Origin of the sequence: Arthrobacter psychrolactophilus (assembly GCF_003219795.1) — a bacterium.
Taxonomy (GTDB): Bacteria; Actinomycetota; Actinomycetes; order Actinomycetales; family Micrococcaceae; genus Specibacter; species Specibacter psychrolactophilus.
This window is the reverse complement of sequence record NZ_QJVC01000004.1, coordinates 250527-269099: the sequence shown is the minus strand read 5'-3', so window position 1 is coordinate 269099 and position 18573 is coordinate 250527. Positions and strand designations below refer to the sequence as shown.

The window sequence follows — 18573 nt, the reverse complement described above, 5'->3', positions numbered from 1 at the left end:
TAATGCCGCCAAGAACGTTTTAAGGGGCGTCATCTGGCGACTCAACAAACGGAAGCGGACGGGGGCAGGGCACGGAAGGTGAGAGAGCCCAGTAGGTGAGTGTCGCGCCGTCGTACGTGGGAGAAACACACTAGGGGAGCGTGCCGCGTGGCAAAGTCCCTTAGCCTTCCGAGATCTCTCCCGAGCTCATGTCAAAGCTAAAGGAGCGTACCGCGCTGTCCGGGCCGGTGGTCAGCGTGAAGTTCACGGTGAGGGAACCGCGTGCCACGTCATCCTCCGTCAGCGTGTAGGCCGTCTTGAATCCGCGGGTGGCTCCGGCATCGAGCGGTTCCGCTGTTAACACGGTGTCGTTGACGAGGCCAGCAGCCATGGCGACCGAGGTGGTCGGCGTGAACTCGGACGCCTCAATGCGGCCTGAGAATGCCAAGACATCGCCGGACTTATAGCCCGGGATGACGGCCCCGTAGTTGAGGTCCTGGGATTCCCTGTTAGAGAGCACCTGCGGCGCGTCCTCGGAGTAGCCCTGGCCCACTTCCTTCCACGCGGACGGATCCCACTCGCCGTCGGTCTGCGTCAGCACAAAGCTTTCACCCAAACTTTCCCAGACGGCAGGACGCCCAGGCGTCACGGAACGCAACACAACACACAAACCGACGTTGCCCGCGAAGGAGGTTCCGGCGTCGTGCGTCAAAGAGGAAGCCGGCGAGGACATAAGCCTCGCCGGATCGACCGCAACAAAGACGATCTCCTGGTAGCCCTGGCGCTCGTACAGGACGCCGATGCGACCGTCGGGCAGGCGGGCGGCGGTGGAATACTGCGAACTTCCCGCGCACAGTTCGACGGCGTACGGCCAGGTTGCGCCGTTATCTTGCGAGAGCTTCAGGATCGTATTGCGGCGCAGCAGGGTGTCGTGATTGTGGGTGGCGATGAGCCAGGTCGCGGTTTCCGGCGTGGTTAGGGTGGCGACGTTGGGGAGGCCGTCGAAGCGGGCCACGGAGCCATTGTCGCTGGGATCGGGGAGCTCGAGGTGCGGCTCTGCGGGGGAGTAGGAGTGGCCGCCGTCGCGGGAGATGGCCGTGAGCCGGTGCGGGGTGGCGCGCGAATGCATGAGCAGCGTGCCGTCCGCGAGGCAGACGACCTTGTTCTCGTTGGTGCAGGTGATGAATTCGCCGAGCGTCCAGTTCTCGCCGTGATCGTCGCTGTAGGCGCTGGCGGCCTTGATCTCGCCACCGTGCAGAAGCACAAACTGCTGCACGAGGCGGCCCTGATAGGCGCCCGTGTGGATCTGGATGCCTGCGCCCGCGGCGGCGAAGAGGCCCGTCACGCCGTCGATCTTGAGCATGTGGGTGAGGCGACGATGGTGCCACGTGAGGCCGTCGTCATCAGAGAAGCTGAGATCTGCGTGCTGGATGCTGTCCTCACGGTCGAGGCCCTCGATCGCCTCGAAGAAACCCGCATGCGTTCCCGCGGCGTGGAACATGAAGATCCGCTGGGTCTCGGTGTCGATCAACAGGCTGGGATCGCCGTAACCATCCAGGCCCGTGCCCGTGCGGACCGTTTGCTGCGGACCCCACGTCGCCCCGTTGTCCGTGCTGCGGCGCAGCAGCAGGTCAATCGGATTGGGGAGGTCATCGAGGTTTGGCCTGCCGTCGTACGCGGCGAGAATTGTGCCGCGCTGGGACACAGCAAGGGCCGGAATACGGTACTGACGGTGGCCGGCAACGCCGCGACGGGCGAGCACCTGCTCCGAGGAGGTAGGACGTTTGATCACACGATGATCTTAGCGCCCATTGGGGCCCCGAGTCTGGTGATCTGATGAATGGATGTCAGATCCAGCCCTGTTGCCACGCCTTCTCGGCGGCCTCGTGTCTTGAGGCCGCGTTTAACTTCATCATGGCCGAGGAGATGTAGTTTCGCACCGTGCCCGGGGCCAGATGCATTTGCTGCGCAATGTGTGCGACGCTGCTTGTCGAGCGGCCAAAGCGCAGGGCGTCGAGCTCCCGATCCGTAAGTGGGCAGCGCTCGGCGGTCAATGCCGTGGCGGCAATCTCCGGGTCAATGTAGCGTTTACCTGCCGCGACATCGCGAATCACATGGGCCAGCTCTTCTGCCGGCGTGGATTTCGGGACAAAGCCGGAAACTTTTGAGGCCAGCGCTCGCCGCAGAACGCCTGGGCGCGCATGCCGGGTCACGATGATGACGCGGGTATTAACGGTCGAGAGGATGCGCGCGGCGGCCTCCAAACCATCGGCCTGCGGCATCTCAAGGTCCAGCAGGCAAATATCGGGCTGGGTGGACAATGCCAGCTCGGCCGCCGTGACGCCATTGTCGGCGCTGGCCACGATCTCGATGTCTGGTTCCAGCCCGAGGAGTGCCTCGAGGGCGCCCCGGATGAGGTGTTCGTCGTCGGCTATGAGAAGACGGATACGCTGTGGTTCGCTCACGCGATAGTTCCTTTGCTGGGGATTGTGGCCCGGAGCTCAAAGCGTTCGGCATTCACGGTGACCTTGAGCGTGCCTTGCAGGGCCTCGAGGCGTTCGCGCAATCCGGTGAGTCCGTTGCCGGAGTTAGGCGTATTGGCCGGTGAGGTGGAGACACCGTTATTGCTGATGGTGAGCGTGGATCCGTCGGCCGCATTGGTCCAGATGATGGAGGCGTGGGTGGCGTCGCTGTGCCGGAGGATGTTGGTCGTGGCCTCACGGACCGTCATGGCGAGGGCGGTGCGAAGTGCGGGGCTGCTGGGCAGCGAGTCGAGCGTGAGTTCGCAGTGTGCCCCGGCGGCAGACACTACCTCACGCGCATTCTCGAGTTCGTTTTCCAAGACCGTTTCACGGTAGCCCGAGACCAGCGACCGGGTCTCCTCGAGGGCCTGCTTGGCAATGAGCCTGGTCTCGTGAATGTGCTCGCGGGCGGCCTCTGGATGTGCCGCGAGCAGCCGCTCAGCAAGCTCCGATTTTAGGGCGATGACCTGCAGGTGGTGGCCCTGAATGTCGTGGAGGTCCGCGGCAAAGCGCAGCCGTTCCTGTGCGACGGCGAGTTCTCCCGCGATCATCCGATGCTTATCTAGCTCGACAACGATCCGCCACCACCACAGGCTGCTCAAAATTACCAACGGCATGCCCGCCGCATAGACCAGCAGCATGTTCATCCCCTGATTGTCCGAGAAGCTATTCGACTCACCGTTGATCAGGGAGAACAAGAACGGATGCAGCAGCGATACGACGACGCCCGCGCCCAGGGCAGCGATACGCGGCCGCAATGGCAGGAGGCAGACGATAAGCGCGATGCCCAGCCATAGGGGGAGGGCCCACATGAGGGCAGCTGCCGGCACGAAGAGCCCCAAGATCCATACCGCGAGTGGCGGAACCAGAAGTGCAGCCGACCACAGCGGACGCGGAAGTCCGCTGCCTAGACCGGATTGCAGGAACCAGCAGTAGCGAATCTGGGTGACCATAGACGCTAGGAGGATCACGACGAGAAGGGTAGAGACGACGTCGTACTGGTTATTGAAAGACTCCACGGCCAGGCTCAGCAGCATGGCGTCGAGGACCACAAGGACAAAAACGATCGAGCCGAGGGTGTACGTCCAAGTGGTGCGCACGCTGCGGCCGGGAGCTGTAGTTGGGTGCGGAATTTCCGGGGAGAGAGCGGGCATGGTGCCCAGTTTAGAGCAATGACATTTGTCATGGATGAGCGTGCGAAAGTGCCCGAGAAGCCATGACAGTGGGGCACTACGCGGACCGGTCTCGGCGCGAAAGGATTGAATCATCAACGTTTCCACCCATGAAAGTAGCTCTCATGATTGAATCTCTGCAGTCCTTCGCCGCCTCCCTTCCCGCAACGTTGCAGTGGATAGGCGTGCTGCTCGTCGCGGCCATTCCCTTTGTGGATTCATACTTTGGGGCCGTGATCGGCGTGGTTATCGGGCTCAATCCCGTGCTCGCCATCTCGGTAGCCGTGGTGGGCAATGTGCTCTCGATGCTGATTTTTGTTTTCGGCACGCACAAGGTCCGGAGCAAGGTGTCGATCGGTAAGGCAGAGAAGGAGTTGACCCCGCGTCGCCAGAAGATCCGCACCGCCTTTGATAAGTACGGTGTGGCGGGTGTGAGCCTGGTGGGTCCGGTCATCCTGCCGAGTCAGTTCACCTCGGCCGCCATGGTGTCCTTTGGGGCTCCCAAGAATGCCGTCATTCTGTGGCAGGTTATCGCCATCATCATCTGGGGCACCGCATTCGGCGTGGCTGCCTCGCTGGGCATCTCGCTGGCCCGCTAATTATTCGATCGTGATGCCCAGATGAGCGGCCAGGATGGGTGCCAGCAGGCCCAACTGGTAGTCGTCAAGGATGGTGCCTGACATGGAGCCCACGCCGTTGAGTGTGCGGAATTCGGTGGTGCGCAGATCGAGATCCTTGAGCGTTGCCTGCTGCAGATCGAGGGTTCCGATGCGGCAATTCTTCAGGGACATGCGCGTGATCTTGGCACCGCCCAGGTCCAGCTCGCCAATGATGCAGTCACTGATCTGGAGATCGATGATCTTGGCAGCTCGCAGATTGAGGAAATCGATTTTCCCGCCGTCGATCCGAACCGACTGCCAGCTGCTGTCATAGAGCTCGGCTGATCCCCACCGAGGTGAGGCGATCTCGGTGTCACGCCAGCTGGTCCGGGCGCCCTTCATGATCGGGGCGAAGCTGTCATTGAGTGCTGTTCCACGGAAGCGGACGCCGCGTAGCTCGGTGTCGTTGAGGGTTACGCCGTTGAGCTCGCACTCGAGGAAATCGGTAGAGGTTAGATTGGCGTCGTCAAAAGATGTCCGATCAAATTGCTGACCATCATAGGTCTCGCCTGGGCCGAAGAAAGCATCATCGTTTTCCACAAGATCGTGCAGATCAAGAGGCGTGAGGCGGGGCGCGCGGTGTTCTTTTTTCAAAGCCATGACATTAGCGTATCCGGCAGCGCAGACATCGAATTTCTGATAATCACGGGCGCCGGTAATCAGTTGTCGAAGCTGATGGTCAGCCCCGAGGTATAGGCTCGACCGGTGGCAGCACTAGGCGTAGATGGTTCCGGCGTGGTGCCGGTGATCCAGGCGCGTGTAGCTCGAAAGCTATACCCGTCCTGAGCTGCCATTTCCCACTCAAACTCCACTGCTTGCCCGGTTTGTAAGGCGCGGTAGCCGGGCATGGCAAGGTGCGAGAAATGGATCCAGCAGCCGCCAGGGGTAGCTACCGAATCAACGACTCCCCAGCCTTCTTCGCCGTGCCAGATGCGGACAATTCCGGTGGTCTCCATGGCGTCAGCCTAAGGGTAACGACGGTGGATCGGCTAGGGTAATCGGGCGATGACCGTGAATCGTTGCAGGACTAGCGGGGTATCGTCATCGACGCTGAAGTTTGGGTCAGCCATCGCCTGACGCATCTCCTCGGAATGCCAGAATCCTTCATGGCCCGCCCGCCACTGCGCCACGGAAGAATATCCCTCGCCCTCGTCAATTGCGTGCCGCACGTCAACGTCGGCCAGGCGGACGATCCGCACCTCCGTCATCTCAATGACGGCGACACCATTGCCCTCGGAATCGATCACCAATTCCTGATGGCCAACACGCGGCAGCGCTTCGTTTTCGATTTCGTATTCAATGAGCGTCGCGGTCGTCGCGGTCTTGGATCCGTCAAGAACTGCGCCGACCAGTTGATCGCGCAGCGGTCCAGGGAAGGCAAACTCGCAAATCGGCAGGGTGCTGTAGTCAGTCATGAACTTACCCTAGCCGCTACTTTTTAGCTCAACTGCGCCAGTTCCTTGCCAAGATTTTCCTGCGCCTTCAGGCCCCATAGCTCCCTGCCCCTCGCGGTGTGAAACATCGGCTCCAGTGCCAGTAACTGGCGAACGACGGCGGCCCTCCCCTTGGTGAAATCATCGTCCGACACGTGGGCAAAGTCCCGGCGAACTCCCGCAAGATAGCGGGCATACTCGCCCGATTCGGCACCCAGAATGGCGAGGTCGGCATCGCACAGGAGGTGTCCGGCGCTGTCCGTGGCGGTCGGTGAATGCGTGGCGGTCAGGCGAATCAGCCGTGCCACCTCGAGCAACTCTGTCGGCTCAACAATGCCATTAAGGCATGCCTGTGCCAAAACAGCTGAGTCCTCTTCATCGCGGGCAGTCCCGTTGTACACGGCATCGTGAAACCATACCGCCAGCACCACTGCTCGAGGCGCGGCCCGATTACTGAGCAGATCCAGCGCCTCCAAAACCGCCAACAAATGGGTTGCCGAATGGTAGTTCCGGTGCGGCTCATTCCAGCGGTTGAGCAGGGAAGCGCCAAGCTCCGGCTGCTCCGGAAGAAGGGCGTTCCAGCGCAGCTCCAGAACCGAGCCGACCGACTTCACTCGGTACTTGGCCTTGATGCGCAGCCCGGATGCCACCAGGGTACGGGCCAGCTCCTTGCCAGAGAGGGGCGTGGCGCCAGCGGCTACGAGCTCCGCATAGAGTCGTTCCGGAACGTCGTAGTGGTCCAGATCAAAGGCGCGCTCGGTGACCCCGTTGGCTTTGGCAAAAGCGTGCAATTCGGCCACCGAGGTATCCGAGATGAGGTGGGAAAAGATGGTTCCGTGCGCTGGCCAAAACGGCGGATCGATGAAGATCATGGCCTTAGTGTAGGCCGCTGGGCTCCATGCCGCTCGATTCGCGAATATGACCTGCCGCCCCTGCCCGCATAGACTCGTTGAAGTTCAAGACATCAAGCGAAGGTCAGTGGCAGTGCGAAACGAAGACTCCTCAGTTCAGGCGACCTTTAACGGAATCGCGCGGCGTTATGACCTGATGAACAGGCTCATGACCTTGAATTCGCACGCTCGCTGGTGCAAAGAGGTCGCCAGGGCGGCCACGGCGCGTCCCGGCCACAGCTACCTCGACCTCGCAACGGGGACCGGCGTGATTGCACGCTGCATTCGCGCCGAGCGACCCTCAGGGGCCATTATCGGAGCTGACTTTTCCGAGTCCATGCTCGATGTCGCCCGCCAGATCGAGGGCAACTCCGGTATCGAGTGGCAGTTTGCCGACGCTCACGAGTTGCCATTTGAAGACAACGCGTTCGACGCCGTCACCCACGGTTACCTTCTTCGCAACGTCAGCGATCTGGACCAGGTGTTGAACGAACAGTTCCGGGTTCTCAAGCCCGGTGGCGTCGTCGCTGCCTTGGAGTCGTCTCCTCCTCGTGGCATCCTGGCTCCGTTCATCCGCACCGGCATGAAGATTGTTATCCCCACGTTGGGAACGCTCATTGGTCGCGACCGTCCCGCTTATCAGTACTTGGTCGATTCGACCCTTGGCTTCCTGACCCCTCAGAAGCTGCGACTCAAATTTGAAGAGGCCGGATTCCAGAACATCCATGTGACATCGAAGTTCATGGGCACCAACATGATCTGGACGGCTCGCAAGCCGGGCTAACCCCAGGGTTCGCCTATAGCTCCCGTTCGGCAAAGTTGGTGAGTGCATCGCGAACAAATTCAGCTCCCGAGGTGCCGCCGTAGTTGGCGGCAAAGCGTTCGTCGGAAACGTACATCGCTGCCAGCCCGAGGATGTAGCCGCGTGTGTCGCCGTCAGATGCCGAGGTGGGTGTTCCAGGGATGGAGGAAAGCCAGGCAACGTGGCGCCGTGCCAACTCCTGTGCGGCGGGCGAGGCAGGTGCGTCCGTGCCGGAGGCCAAGGCGATCCAGCCGCTATTGAGTGCTGCAACCTGGGCTTTCCAGGTTGATTTTCCCGAGGCGTCCTTGCTGCGCCACCATGCGTCACTTTTCGCATATGCCTCCTTGCCCCAGCGCTGTTCTACCTCTTCTTTGTGGGCCGTGTGGTCAAAACCGTCAAACATGTCGTGTGCCATGATGTCCTCTCCAGCGGCCTCTGCCGCAATAGTCTTTTCGACCGACTCGATGAGTCGAGACAGTCGATCTTGTTCGCTGCGCAGCCAGGTAACGTGCGTGCGTAGGGCTGATGTTGCCGATTCTTCTTGGGCCAACACGGCGGCAATGGCCGGCAGGCTGAGCCCCAGCTCGCGCAGCAACAGGATGCGTTGTAGCCGCATCAGGGACTGCCTGTCGTAATGCCTGTAGCCATTGCTGGCGATGCGGCTCGGCGGCAGTAATCCCAATGAGTCGTAGTGACGCAGGGTTCGGCTCGTGGTGCCCGCCAGAGCGGCGATGTGTTGGATTGACCAATCGTCCGAGTTGCTCATGACAGCAACTCTAAAGCTTGACGTTGCGTCAAGGTCAAGCGCAATTTCGCCCACGGAAAAAACTCGGAATAAGATCCCGCAATGCAAAGTTGAGCGTAGTAGACTCAACTTAGAAAGTCATGACACCCAAGTTCCTAGACAGCCAACGAAAGGACCTCTCTTGGACGCCAAATTCACCACAAAGAGCCAGGAGGCTCTTTCCGCCGCAGCCATGAATGCCTCGACCGCCGGTAACCCCACGGTTGAGCCGGCCCACCTACTCAAGGCGCTCATGGACCAGCGCCAGGGCGTGGCGGTCGCGCTCTTAAAGGCCGCCGGGGTGGACCCTGACGAGGTCAGTGTCGGTGCCAGTGCCGCCATTCGCAACCTCCCGTCGTCGTCCGGGACCTCCGTGGCGCAGGCCCAGCTCAGTCGCAACACTCTGCTGGTGGTCCAGGCCGCGCAGCAGGCCGCTGACCGCATGGGCGACAGTTACGTTTCCACCGAACACCTCCTTTTGGGTCTTGCGGACGACGCCGGAACCGCCGGAGGTGCCATGCGACAGTCGGGTGCCTCCCGGGCTGCGCTCGACGCCGCATTGCCTTCAGTCCGTGGCGACGGCAAGGTCACTACGCCTGACCCCGAGAACACCTTCGAGGCCCTGAGTAAATTTGGTGTCGACATGACAGCGATTGCCCGCACCGGCAAGCTCGATCCCGTCATTGGTCGCGACTCGGAGATCCGCCGCGTCATCCAGGTTCTGAGCCGTCGCACCAAGAACAACCCCGTTCTGATCGGCGAGCCTGGCGTGGGTAAGACCGCTGTCGTGGAGGGTCTGGCCCAGCGCATGGTGGCGGGCGATGTGCCCGAATCGTTGCGCGGAAAGACGCTCATCAGTCTGGATCTGGCCTCTATGGTGGCCGGCGCCAAGTACCGTGGCGAGTTTGAGGAACGTTTGAAGGCCGTCTTGGAGGAGATCAAGGCCTCCGACGGGCAAATCGTCACCTTCATCGATGAGATTCACACTGTGGTTGGCGCGGGTGCTTCCGAGGGATCCATGGACGCGGGCAATATGCTCAAGCCCATGCTGGCCCGCGGCGAGTTGCGTCTCATCGGTGCCACGACGCTGGATGAATACCGCGAGAACGTGGAAAAAGATCCGGCGCTAGAGCGTCGTTTCCAGCAGGTCTTCGTCGGTGAGCCCAGCGTTGATGACACGATCGGCATCCTGCGTGGCCTCAAGGAACGCTACGAGGCGCACCACAAGGTGGCCATCGCGGACTCCGCCCTCGTTGCGGCTGCAACCCTGTCCAACCGCTACATCAGCGGTCGCCAGTTGCCGGATAAGGCCATCGACCTTGTCGACGAGGCGGCCTCACGACTGCGCATGGAGATTGATTCCGCACCGGAGGAGATCGACCAACTGCGCCGCTCGGTTGACCGCCTGACCATGGAGGAATTGGCGCTGACCGGTGAAAGCGATGCCGCCTCGATCGAGCGCTTGGAGGCCCTGCGCGCCGATATGGCCGATAAGAAGGAAGAGTTGTCCGGCCTCAATGCCCGGTGGGAAGCGGAAAAGGCTGGGCTGAACCGGGTCGGCGACCTCAAGGCCAAGCTGGATGAACTACGTTCCATTGCGGACAAGGCCCAGCGCGACGGCGATCTAGAGCAGGCATCGCGCATCCTGTACGGCGAGATCCCGGCACTCCAGCGCGAACTTGAAGCTGCCGCGGCGTTGGAGGAATCCACGGACAAGCCTGAGCTGATGGTGGCCGAAGAGGTGACCGCGGACGATATTGCCGAGGTGATCTCCGCTTGGACCGGCATTCCGGCGGGGCGCATGTTGCAGGGTGAAAGCCAGAAGCTGCTGCAGATGGAGCAGGTTCTGGGGTCCCGCTTGATTGGTCAATCGGCTGCTGTCACGGCCGTTTCTGACGCCGTCCGTCGTGCCCGTGCCGGTATTAGCGATCCCGATCGGCCCACGGGTTCCTTCTTGTTCCTGGGTCCCACGGGTGTGGGTAAGACCGAGCTGGCCAAGGCACTGGCGGACTTCCTCTTCGACGACGAACGCGCCATGATTCGCATCGATATGAGCGAATACTCCGAGAAGCATTCCGTCTCACGCCTTGTCGGTGCCCCTCCCGGATATGTCGGGTACGACGAGGGTGGCCAGCTGACTGAGGCCGTGCGCCGTCGTCCGTATTCAGTGGTGTTGTTGGATGAGGTGGAGAAGGCCCACCCGGAAGTCTTTGACATCTTGTTGCAGGTGTTCGACGACGGCCGCCTCACCGATGGTCAGGGCCGTACGGTTGATTTCCGCAACGTCATCATCGTGCTGACCTCCAATTTGGGGTCCCAGTTCCTCGTGGATCCGTCGCTGGCCGACGATGCCAAGCACAAGGCCGTCATGAGTATTGTGGAGGCGTCGTTCAAGCCCGAGTTCCTCAACCGACTCGATGAGATCGTCATGTTTGATGCACTCAATGTGGAGGAGCTTTCGCGCATTGTCGAACTGCAGGTGCTGTCGCTGGCGAGCCGCCTGCACGAACGGCGACTCTCGCTCGAGGTGACGGATGCGGCTAAGGCCTGGCTGGCGCTGACAGGGTACGACCCCGCGTACGGTGCCCGCCCACTGCGCCGCCTCGTGCAGCGCCAGATCGGTGACCGCCTGGCTCGTGAGATTCTGGCCGGAAGCATCGTTGACGGCGACACAGTCTTGGTGGACACCGCGTCAGATTTCGATGAACTCGATCTGGATGCCTCATCGGGTTCAGGACTGACTGTCACCCGGAAGTAACCCTTGCTGGCCGGGCCTGTCGAGAATTGGATCTCGACAGGCCCGGCCAGTGCTGTCTTTACTTAACGAGGTCGGCTTCTAATTGATTGCCCTCGCGCGTGTCGTGGACCATGCAGTCAACTCGGCGATCGTTTTGATCATTCCAGGTGGCCTCTGTGGGGTAAGCCGTGCTTTGCAGCAAGGTCTTAGTTTCCGCGGCAACGGAGGTAAAGACGACGCCATTACAGACGTCCAGGGCCTTGGCCTTGAGTGCCTCTACGCCGGGGAATTCATCAGCGTCATCGTAGTAGAACGTTCCGACCAGCTGCGCGTTGTGGGGCGAGCTACACAGCACCACGTCGGCGGACTTGGACTGATCCGTGAAATCTCGCAAGCAGTCTCCGCTGCGCCAGTCCAAGGGAGATAGTGCGGCCAAGATCAGTCCGTCATTAGCATTCGCAGTTGTGGTTTTGCTTGCCTCCGCGGTTGCTGCGGGGCTGGTGCCCGCATTTGAGGGAGCCAGCGTCTCGGCTTGGGAGGATGCGCTCGAGACGGGAACGACATTTTCGCCGTCGTTGCCACCGATGATGAGATCAACGATGAGCCAGATCAATAAGGCAATGAGCCCAAGGCCCACCACGGCGGCACCGAGAAGAATGAAGAGCTTCTTCTTGGACGAGGCTGACATAGCTTCGCCGGACTGCGCAGTGTCGGAATTCGGTGGTGTGGACGAGGCGGCTGCGGCGGCTGGTTGTTGAGCCGCTGGATCGACGGCCCTGGCCTGAGCGGGAATGGCGGAGGTTGCCGCGCTTGGGATCGCGGCTTTCTCTTCGAGTTCGCCAACCGGAATCGCGTTGGTGCTGGCGGCTTCCTCTTCAGTGCGTGCCAACTGAGCCGGAGACTGCCACTGGCCGGCCTTAGGCTGCCACGGCGTTTCCGGGCGACGCCATCCATGTGCGTCCTCACTCGTGGTGTGAGGACCAGGTCCCGTGGTTGCGGGCGGTTCGGCGATGGGTGCTTCCGCAGAGGCCTCATCCGTTGCGGCCGGTGTGGCTTCTTCCGATTCCGCTGCGTCGCTTGCCTCCGCCGTGTCCGAAGTGGCAACGGTGGCGCCTTTAGCGGTCTCTGCGGTGGAGGTATCCGCCGTGACTTCCTGTGAGGCGTCTTCGCCGGAACGATCTTCGATGGGTGTTTCCTCGACGGTGGACGGTTCCTCTGCAGGAGCTTCCTCGATGGGGTCTGCGCTCTCGGTCAGTTCCGCACCTGATTCTTCCGCGGGAGCGTCCTGGGCTACCGGCTTGGCTTGATCTTCTGCGGTGGCCGCTGGGTCCTTGGGGGCGTCTTCACCCAGGGACACTGAGACTCCCTGTGACGCGAGTTCCGCCTCATGCTCAACTCGGGCAGCTTCGGCTTCAACTGCTTCAAGGTCGACGCTTTCGGCAACATCTCCACTTATTTCGGCAGCGCCAAGTGTCGGCTCGGCAAGCTCGGAGGCAGCAATCTCCGAATCCGGTGTCTGCTCCTGATCGGCAGCCTGACTGTTTTGAGGCTTCTTCTGAGCGCCCTGATCGCTGGCGTCGTTGCTCTCGTTCATGGGGCTGGCCTTCCGTGCTGCGCCGAATTCAGCGCAAAAAGTTGTTCTTGTAGGTGTGATCGGACGTGTTAGAAATGCGCCTCTACGCATTCCGCGCTCGTCGATTCCGTGGATGCAACACAACGTCTACTGATGACTCTACCGAATATTGGAGCCCTGCCGCGGGTAAGTGGGGGTTTGGCTATCGGCAGAACAGGGCGTGGTGGGACACAGGAGGGGCAGAACTAATGTAATCTAGGAATACGACAAATTGACCGAATATTCCGGAGCCTCGCTCATAGCCCGAGCGACCACCTCCGGTCCAAGTGTAAAAGGGGGTCACGCCATGGGGCGCGGCCGTCAAAAGGCGAAGGCAACCAAGCAGGCTCGGGACATTAAGTACTACTCCCCGAGCACTGACTATTCAGCTCTGCAAAAAGAGCTTGGTGGGACTACTCGGCGTGCCCCGAGCCATCACAGCGAACTTCCTGCAGAGCCGGACTACTCGGCATATGAAGATAAGTATGCGGATCAGTTTGAAGATGACGACGAAGTGGACTCCCGTAGAATTGGGTAGGACCACGTAGTCCAATAAACGCAACAAAACCCTGCACGACGCGAAAGCGACGTGTGGGGATTTTGTTGTCCCCGGGAGCTGCGCATTAAGTTCACGGCTCGAGAGCTGGTGCGTCTCCCCGTGTGAATTTCGGCCCTGCCAATGACAAATGCCACCGTTAGGCATTCTCGCTATAGCTCGAACTATAGCGAGAATGCCTAACGGTGGCATTTATGCTCGAGGGGCTCGAGCAGTGGTACTTAGGAGGCGTAGTTGCCAACCAGGCGAACCGCGCCGCCGTTGACGCCCTTTGCGCCCTGCGTGTAGTCGGTTCCGCTCTTGTCGGAGTCGGAAGCTTCGGCCGTAACTGTACCCATGACCCACGACGGCAGGCCGCGAGCGTTCAAGCGGGCAACGGCGTCGTCGGCAGCGTCGGCTGAAACAACGGCCACCATGCCAACTCCGAGGTTCAGGGTACGCTCGAGGTCGGCCAGCGGCACGTTACCCAGCTGCGAGACCACGCTGAAGATGGACGGCAGGCTCCAGGTGGAGCGATCCACGGTGCCGATGAGGCCCTGCGGCAGAACGCGAGCCAAGTTAGCAGCGAGGCCGCCACCGGTGACATGGCTGAAGCCGTGAACAGCCTTTTCCTGCGTGACAGGCAGGTAGCGGGTCAGATCTAGGCAGTCTGCGGCGTACACGCGAGTGGGTTCAAGGAGTTCCTCGCCCAAGGTGCGGCCGAAGTCGGCAACCTGACGGTCTAGGGACCAGCCAGCGTGGTTGATGACGCGGCGAACCAGGGAGTAACCATTGGAGTGCAGACCTGAGGACGCCATACCGATGATGACATCGCCTTCACGCACTCGTTCCGGACCCAGCAACAAATCAGCCTCGACGACACCGGTGCAAGCACCTGCGACGTCGTACTCATCAGGAGCCAACAGGCCCGGGTGCTCAGCCGTCTCGCCACCCACGAGGGCGGTTCCGGCAACCTTGCAGGCGCCAGCAATACCACGCACAATATCGGCCACGCGCTGCGGGACAACCTTGCCTGTGGCGATGTAGTCAGTCATGAAGAGCGGCTCGGCGCCAACCACCACAATGTCATCGACAACCATGCCCACAAGGTCGTAACCAATCGTGTCGTGGATATCCATGGCCTGGGCGATGGCAACCTTGGTACCCACACCATCGGTGGAGGTAGCCAGCAACGGCTTCTTGTAGGTCAGCAGCTTGGAGACGTCGTACAGGCCGGCGAATCCGCCGAACCCACCGACCACGGACGGGCCGTGGGTGGCCTTGACGGCTTCCTTCATCAGCTCGACGGCGAGGTCACCGGCTTCGGTGTCGACTCCGGCGCTGGCGTAGGTGATTCCCTGAGGGGCTGAATCGTTGGAGGCGTTGGTCATGGCGTCTCTTTTCTGCGAATGCTTAAGAACCGTTGGCGGCGGTGCGGTCTTGATCGGTCAGGACATTTTCCAGTTCCGAATCAGGACCAGGATCGCAACCGGTGGACGGGGTGGCGTTGCCGGGAGCGGTGCGTTCGAGCAAGTTCTTGCCCAAACGGTCGCTGCTGGGAAGTTCAATCGGGTAAGTACCCGTGAAGCAGGCGGTGCACAGGCGCTCACGAGGCTGCAAGGTTGCATCGATCATGCCGTCCTCGGAGATGTACTCCAGGGAATCAGCGCCAATGGACTTGGCGATCTCATCAACTGCGGCACCGTTGGCGATCAGTTCTGCGCGAGAGGCAAAGTCGATGCCGTAGAAGCATGGCCAGCGTACGGGCGGTGAAGAGATCTTCACGTGAACCTCGGCTGCGCCGGCTTCCTTGAGCATGCGAACCACGGCGCGCTGCGTGTTACCGCGGACGATGGAGTCATCCACGACCACGATGCGCTTGCCACGGATCACGGATTCAAGAGCGCTGAGCTTGAGCTTGATGCCCAACTTGCGCAGGGTATCGCTGGGCTGAATGAAGGTTCGGCCCACGTAGGCGTTCTTCACGAAACCATGAGCGAAGGGGATGCCCGACTGCTCTGCATAACCAATGGCCGCCGGAGTTCCGGATTCCGGAACGGGGATGACCAGATCGGCTTCGTAGTGGCTTTCGCGGGCCAGCTGACGGCCCATTTCCACGCGGGACTCGTACACGGAACGGCCAGCAATCGTGGCGTCCGGACGGGCAAGGTAAACATACTCAAAGACGCAACCGGCTGGGGTGGCGGGAGCGAAACGCTGGGTGCGGACACCGTCTTCATCGATGGCGATGAATTCGCCGGGTTCGATTTCACGGATTAGCGTGGCGCCAATCGTGTTCAGGGCAGCGTCTTCCGAGGCGACAACCCAGCCGCTTTCCAGGCGACCCAAAACCAACGGGCGAACGCCGTGAGGGTCGCGGGCAGCGTACAGGGTGTGCTCGTCCATGAAGACGAAGCTAAATGCGCCGTGGATCTTGGGCAGCAACTCCATGGCGGTCTCTTCGAGAGAGCGGCCATCTTCGCCACGCATCAAGGTGGTGACAAGGGCGGTATCGGTCGTGTTGCCCTGAGCCATTTCACCCGAGGTGGGGGAGCCGTACTTAGCCATGACCATCTCAAGCAGTTCCGCTGAGTTGGTGAGGTTACCGTTGTGCGCCAAGGCGACAGTGCCGCTGCCTGTTGCACCCAGGGTCGGCTGAGCGTTAGCCCAATTGGCCGCACCTGTGGTGGAGTAGCGACAATGGCCCACGGCCATGTGTCCGGTCAGGGTATTCAGTGTGGGTTCGTCAAAGACCTGGGATACGAGTCCCATGTCTTTGTATACACTGATCCGCTTGCCATCGCTCGTTGCGATGCCAGCAGACTCCTGACCACGGTGCTGTAGTGAATACAGTCCGTAATAGGTTAGTTTTGCAACCTCTTCGCCGGGTGCCCAGATGCCCAGAACGCCACAAGCGTCCTGAGGTCCCTTTTCGCCGGGTAAAAGATCATGGGATAATTTTCCGTCTCCGCGTGCCACGAGAAAATTATCTCATGTAATGAGGCGCACATCCGACCTACTGTGACGTAGCTTATGTTCGGGTGCGGAAGGTGGCCGAATTACGCGGTTTCTGCCTCTGCATTGCTCTCGTCATCTGGCAGCGGCTGCGCGACAAGGGTCTTGGCCCGACGCTGACCTTGGCGGTCAAACATCAGCGCTGCAATGGCGCCCAGTCCCACACCCGGGATCAACATCAGCACGGTAAACATGCCAAAGACGCTTGACGCCGAGAATTGTTCGTTCGGGGGCAGCGCCATGGTCATCACGGCCGCGGCGATGATGCCGACAATGCCGCCGGCAATCATGAAGGGGACGTACTTCGGGGCGCGTCGCACACTGAGTTTGCGGGGCTCGACGGACGTGGGCTCAGGCTGGGAAGTCATACATCAAGGGTACCCGGCGTAGCTGAACGTTCGGGGAGAGCGCCCTGGGGTTCGCTAGAAGGGTAGCTCGGAGGAGAGATCCGCCCGCAACCCTGAGGCCGCAACAAGGCCACGTTCGACGGCGTCACCCCAGCTAGTCTGTCCGGTCACCAAGGAGAGCCAGGTTTCGGCGTCGCACTCCACCACATTGGGAGGCGTACCGCGAGTGTGGCGAGGCCCGGGGATGCATTGGGTGACGCCGAAGGGAGGGACTCGCACCTCAACCGAGTTCCCTGGTGCGCGGGCCGCAAGTTCTTCGAGCGCATATCGCACAGCCATGGCCGTGACGGAACGGGACACCTCGCCGCCACGCCACGCGGCCAGAGCAGCGCTTCCCTCGGCGATATCAATACGACGGCGGGCAACCATGAGGAGCTCCTTACTAGGGGGTTGGGGGAGGTGGGTAAAACTTAGACGAGCAGGGCGCTGACGGCCTGGCCCAGGCGTAGGCTGCCAGCTCGGCTCGAGCCGCCCATGACCTCCGGGACCACCTGATCCAGCACTCCCGCCACCTCTGGAATATCTAGGGCGCCGTACGCGGCCAAAAGGGTAAGCCCGACAAGGGAGGCGGCACGGCCGTTGCCGTCAAGGATTTTCACGGCAACGCTGGCACCGGTGTCGGTTGCCATGGCGAGGACACCTTCTGCGCCCATCTTGGCAATGACGCCGAGCTTGTCCATGACCACCGTATTGGGCCTGCCATGCCCCTCGACGGCCCAAGGGTAATCGAGCATGGATGTGGCAATCGTGGCGGTTCGAGCATTTGCATGTTTGTCCGACGGCGCCTTAGCTAGCGTGCTAAAGGCACGGGCCAAGCCGGTAAGGGAAACGGACATAACAGGCGCGCCACAACCGTCAACACCCGTGTGGGCAATTTTTTCGCCGGTGTATTCCTCTAGCACGGTACGGACAGCGCGCTGCATGGGATGGTTGGGCTCCAAGTAGCCGGCCACATCCCAGCCGTTTTCCCTACAGGCCCACAAAAATGCGGCATGTTTACCGGAACAGCTCATGGCGAGCTTGGATTTGTCCTTCTCGGTACGCACCATCCACGCCCGGGCGGTGCTGTCACTGGGCCATGCCGCGGGGCAGCCCAGATGGCTTTCGTTCAGGCCGGCTGCCTTGAGCATGCCAGAGACAACATCCATGTGATCAAGAGAACCTGTATGGCTGCCACAGGCGATGGCGACTTGCGCGCCGCGCAACGGGACGCCAGCCTGCATGGAGGCCAATGCCTGGAAGGGTTTGACGGCCGAGCGTGGATAAATGGGGGCCTTGATGTCCCCGAGTTCGGTCACAACGGAGCCGTCTCCGGCGACCACGACGGCCGAGCCAATATGGACGGACTCAACAAATCCGCTGCGTTCCAGGACGGCGAGCTCAACGGCGTCGTACGCCCTGAAAGTATGACTCATGGTGTCATCTTATCCAGAGCTTGGCGGTTGCGGTGCTTAGAGGGGCGTGGCAATGCCGCTCGACTCCCTGATGAGGAGGGCGACATCGCCGCCTGGTTTGTCTGTCGCTGCGACTTTGGCGATGGCGTCGAGCTGTGGCGGATCGACAAAAAGCGTAATCGTCCCGGTGCTGCCATCCGGGATGATCTTATGAATCGCGGTCGCCTGCTCCGAGGGGAGTTTGCTCTGCCACGCGGCAATCGACTGAAGTGCCGCCTCCAACTGAGTGGCATCAATGGTGACGAGCTTTGCGACGGCGCCTGCGGCCGTGACGATGGCTGCGCCGGAGTCACTGGTGACGGCTATATGCAGTACCCCGCCTTCGATCCAGGCATCTGAATAGTCTTCCCCAAGCTTTTTGCGGAGCGAATCGTTGAGCAGGAGCAAAGCGCTGCTGTCCGAGGATTCGGTTGCAGAGGGTGAGGAACTCTGCGGGGATGCACCCTGATCTTCTGGGGTAGCGCAACTGCTCATGCCAAGTGCTCCTATCATCGTGGCCGCGAGCACTGCCGCCGCCATCTTCTTGCTGTTCATGGTGCCTCCCATATATTCGTCGACACAGCGTCGCTTGC

At 61.1% G+C, this 18573-nt stretch carries 19 protein-coding genes; 4 read left to right on the top strand and 15 right to left on the bottom strand.

The features are described from left to right. Positions 1–160: 160 nt before the first annotated feature. From CVS30_RS07410 to CVS30_RS07400, 3 genes are read right to left on the bottom strand one after another with little or no spacing between them, the layout of a single operon-like run. Complete coding sequence (locus tag CVS30_RS07410) at positions 161–1771, bottom strand: sialidase family protein (protein WP_110484688.1); 1611 nt, start codon at positions 1769–1771, stop codon at positions 161–163. A gap of 55 nt (positions 1772–1826) precedes the next feature. After that, the gene (locus CVS30_RS07405) at positions 1827–2444 is read right to left on the bottom strand and encodes a response regulator transcription factor (protein ID WP_110484687.1); all 618 of its coding nucleotides are present in this window, start codon (positions 2442–2444) and stop codon (positions 1827–1829) included. Further along, positions 2441–3655: a sensor histidine kinase gene (locus CVS30_RS07400; protein ID WP_110484782.1), complete on the bottom strand. Its 1215-nt coding sequence runs from the start codon at positions 3653–3655 to the stop codon at positions 2441–2443. Before CVS30_RS07400 ends, CVS30_RS07405 begins: the two co-directional genes overlap by 4 nt. Before the next feature lie 143 nt (positions 3656–3798). Between CVS30_RS07400 and CVS30_RS07395 the strand changes: the two genes are divergently transcribed. Then, positions 3799–4272, top strand: coding sequence for a small multi-drug export protein (locus CVS30_RS07395; RefSeq protein ID WP_110484686.1), 474 nt, complete (start codon positions 3799–3801; stop codon positions 4270–4272). On the opposite strand, the gene CVS30_RS07390 is transcribed toward CVS30_RS07395, so the two are convergent. The 4 genes from CVS30_RS07390 to CVS30_RS07375 are packed head-to-tail and all read right to left on the bottom strand — an operon-like array spanning position 4273 to position 6637. After that, complete coding sequence (locus tag CVS30_RS07390) at positions 4273–4932, bottom strand: pentapeptide repeat-containing protein (RefSeq protein WP_110484685.1); 660 nt, start codon at positions 4930–4932, stop codon at positions 4273–4275. Between the two features lie 59 nt (positions 4933–4991). Next, the gene (locus tag CVS30_RS07385; protein WP_110484684.1) at positions 4992–5288 is read right to left on the bottom strand and encodes a cold-shock protein; all 297 of its coding nucleotides are present in this window, start codon (positions 5286–5288) and stop codon (positions 4992–4994) included. 33 nt (positions 5289–5321) lie between these two features. Continuing rightward, a complete protein-coding gene (locus CVS30_RS07380) occupies positions 5322–5747 on the bottom strand; it encodes an ASCH domain-containing protein (RefSeq protein WP_110484683.1) in 426 nt (141 codons plus the stop codon). A 23-nt stretch (positions 5748–5770) separates the two neighbouring features. Next, entirely contained in the window at positions 5771–6637 is an 867-nt protein-coding gene (locus CVS30_RS07375) for a DUF4031 domain-containing protein (protein WP_110484682.1), read from the bottom strand. A 112-nt stretch (positions 6638–6749) separates the two neighbouring features. Between CVS30_RS07375 and CVS30_RS07370 the strand changes: the two genes are divergently transcribed. Continuing rightward, the gene (locus tag CVS30_RS07370) at positions 6750–7439 is read left to right on the top strand and encodes a ubiquinone/menaquinone biosynthesis methyltransferase (protein WP_110484681.1); all 690 of its coding nucleotides are present in this window, start codon (positions 6750–6752) and stop codon (positions 7437–7439) included. A 13-nt stretch (positions 7440–7452) separates the two neighbouring features. Here the strand turns inward: CVS30_RS07370 and CVS30_RS07365 are convergent, their stop codons facing one another. Then, a complete protein-coding gene (locus CVS30_RS07365; RefSeq protein WP_110484680.1) occupies positions 7453–8223 on the bottom strand; it encodes a MerR family transcriptional regulator in 771 nt (256 codons plus the stop codon). 160 nt (positions 8224–8383) lie between these two features. Between CVS30_RS07365 and clpB the strand changes: the two genes are divergently transcribed. Further along, the gene (clpB, locus tag CVS30_RS07360) at positions 8384–10999 is read left to right on the top strand and encodes an ATP-dependent chaperone ClpB (RefSeq protein WP_110484679.1); all 2616 of its coding nucleotides are present in this window, start codon (positions 8384–8386) and stop codon (positions 10997–10999) included. Positions 11000–11057: 58 nt separating this feature from the next. Here the strand turns inward: clpB and CVS30_RS07355 are convergent, their stop codons facing one another. Continuing rightward, on the bottom strand, positions 11058–12572 hold the full coding sequence (locus CVS30_RS07355; RefSeq protein ID WP_110484678.1) for a septum formation family protein: 1515 nt from the start codon (positions 12570–12572) through the stop codon (positions 11058–11060). A 325-nt stretch (positions 12573–12897) separates the two neighbouring features. Here CVS30_RS07355 and CVS30_RS07350 point away from each other — a divergent pair, with 325 nt between their 5' ends. After that, positions 12898–13128 carry a DUF3073 domain-containing protein gene (locus tag CVS30_RS07350; protein WP_110484677.1) on the top strand — a complete coding sequence of 77 codons (231 nt, stop codon included), beginning with the start codon at positions 12898–12900 and terminating at the stop codon, positions 13126–13128. A gap of 239 nt (positions 13129–13367) precedes the next feature. On the opposite strand, the gene purM is transcribed toward CVS30_RS07350, so the two are convergent. The 6 genes from purM to CVS30_RS07320 all read right to left on the bottom strand — a co-directional run bounded on the left by purM (position 13368) and on the right by CVS30_RS07320 (position 18535). Beyond that, positions 13368–14516, bottom strand: a complete 1149-nt coding sequence (gene purM / locus CVS30_RS07345) for a phosphoribosylformylglycinamidine cyclo-ligase (protein ID WP_110484676.1) — start codon at positions 14514–14516, stop codon at positions 13368–13370. A gap of 22 nt (positions 14517–14538) precedes the next feature. Continuing rightward, positions 14539–16104 (bottom strand): amidophosphoribosyltransferase, encoded by a 1566-nt coding sequence (gene purF / locus CVS30_RS07340; RefSeq protein WP_110484675.1) that lies wholly within the window; start codon positions 16102–16104, stop codon positions 14539–14541. 80 nt (positions 16105–16184) lie between these two features. Further along, positions 16185–16508: a hypothetical protein gene (locus CVS30_RS07335; protein ID WP_181419720.1), complete on the bottom strand. Its 324-nt coding sequence runs from the start codon at positions 16506–16508 to the stop codon at positions 16185–16187. A gap of 54 nt (positions 16509–16562) precedes the next feature. Continuing rightward, positions 16563–16916, bottom strand: a complete 354-nt coding sequence (locus CVS30_RS07330) for a sterol carrier family protein (RefSeq protein ID WP_110484674.1) — start codon at positions 16914–16916, stop codon at positions 16563–16565. Positions 16917–16957: 41 nt separating this feature from the next. Further along, positions 16958–17962 (bottom strand): asparaginase, encoded by a 1005-nt coding sequence (locus tag CVS30_RS07325; protein WP_110484673.1) that lies wholly within the window; start codon positions 17960–17962, stop codon positions 16958–16960. 36 nt (positions 17963–17998) lie between these two features. Beyond that, positions 17999–18535 carry a hypothetical protein gene (locus CVS30_RS07320; RefSeq protein ID WP_110484672.1) on the bottom strand — a complete coding sequence of 179 codons (537 nt, stop codon included), beginning with the start codon at positions 18533–18535 and terminating at the stop codon, positions 17999–18001. Positions 18536–18573 lie beyond the last annotated feature (38 nt).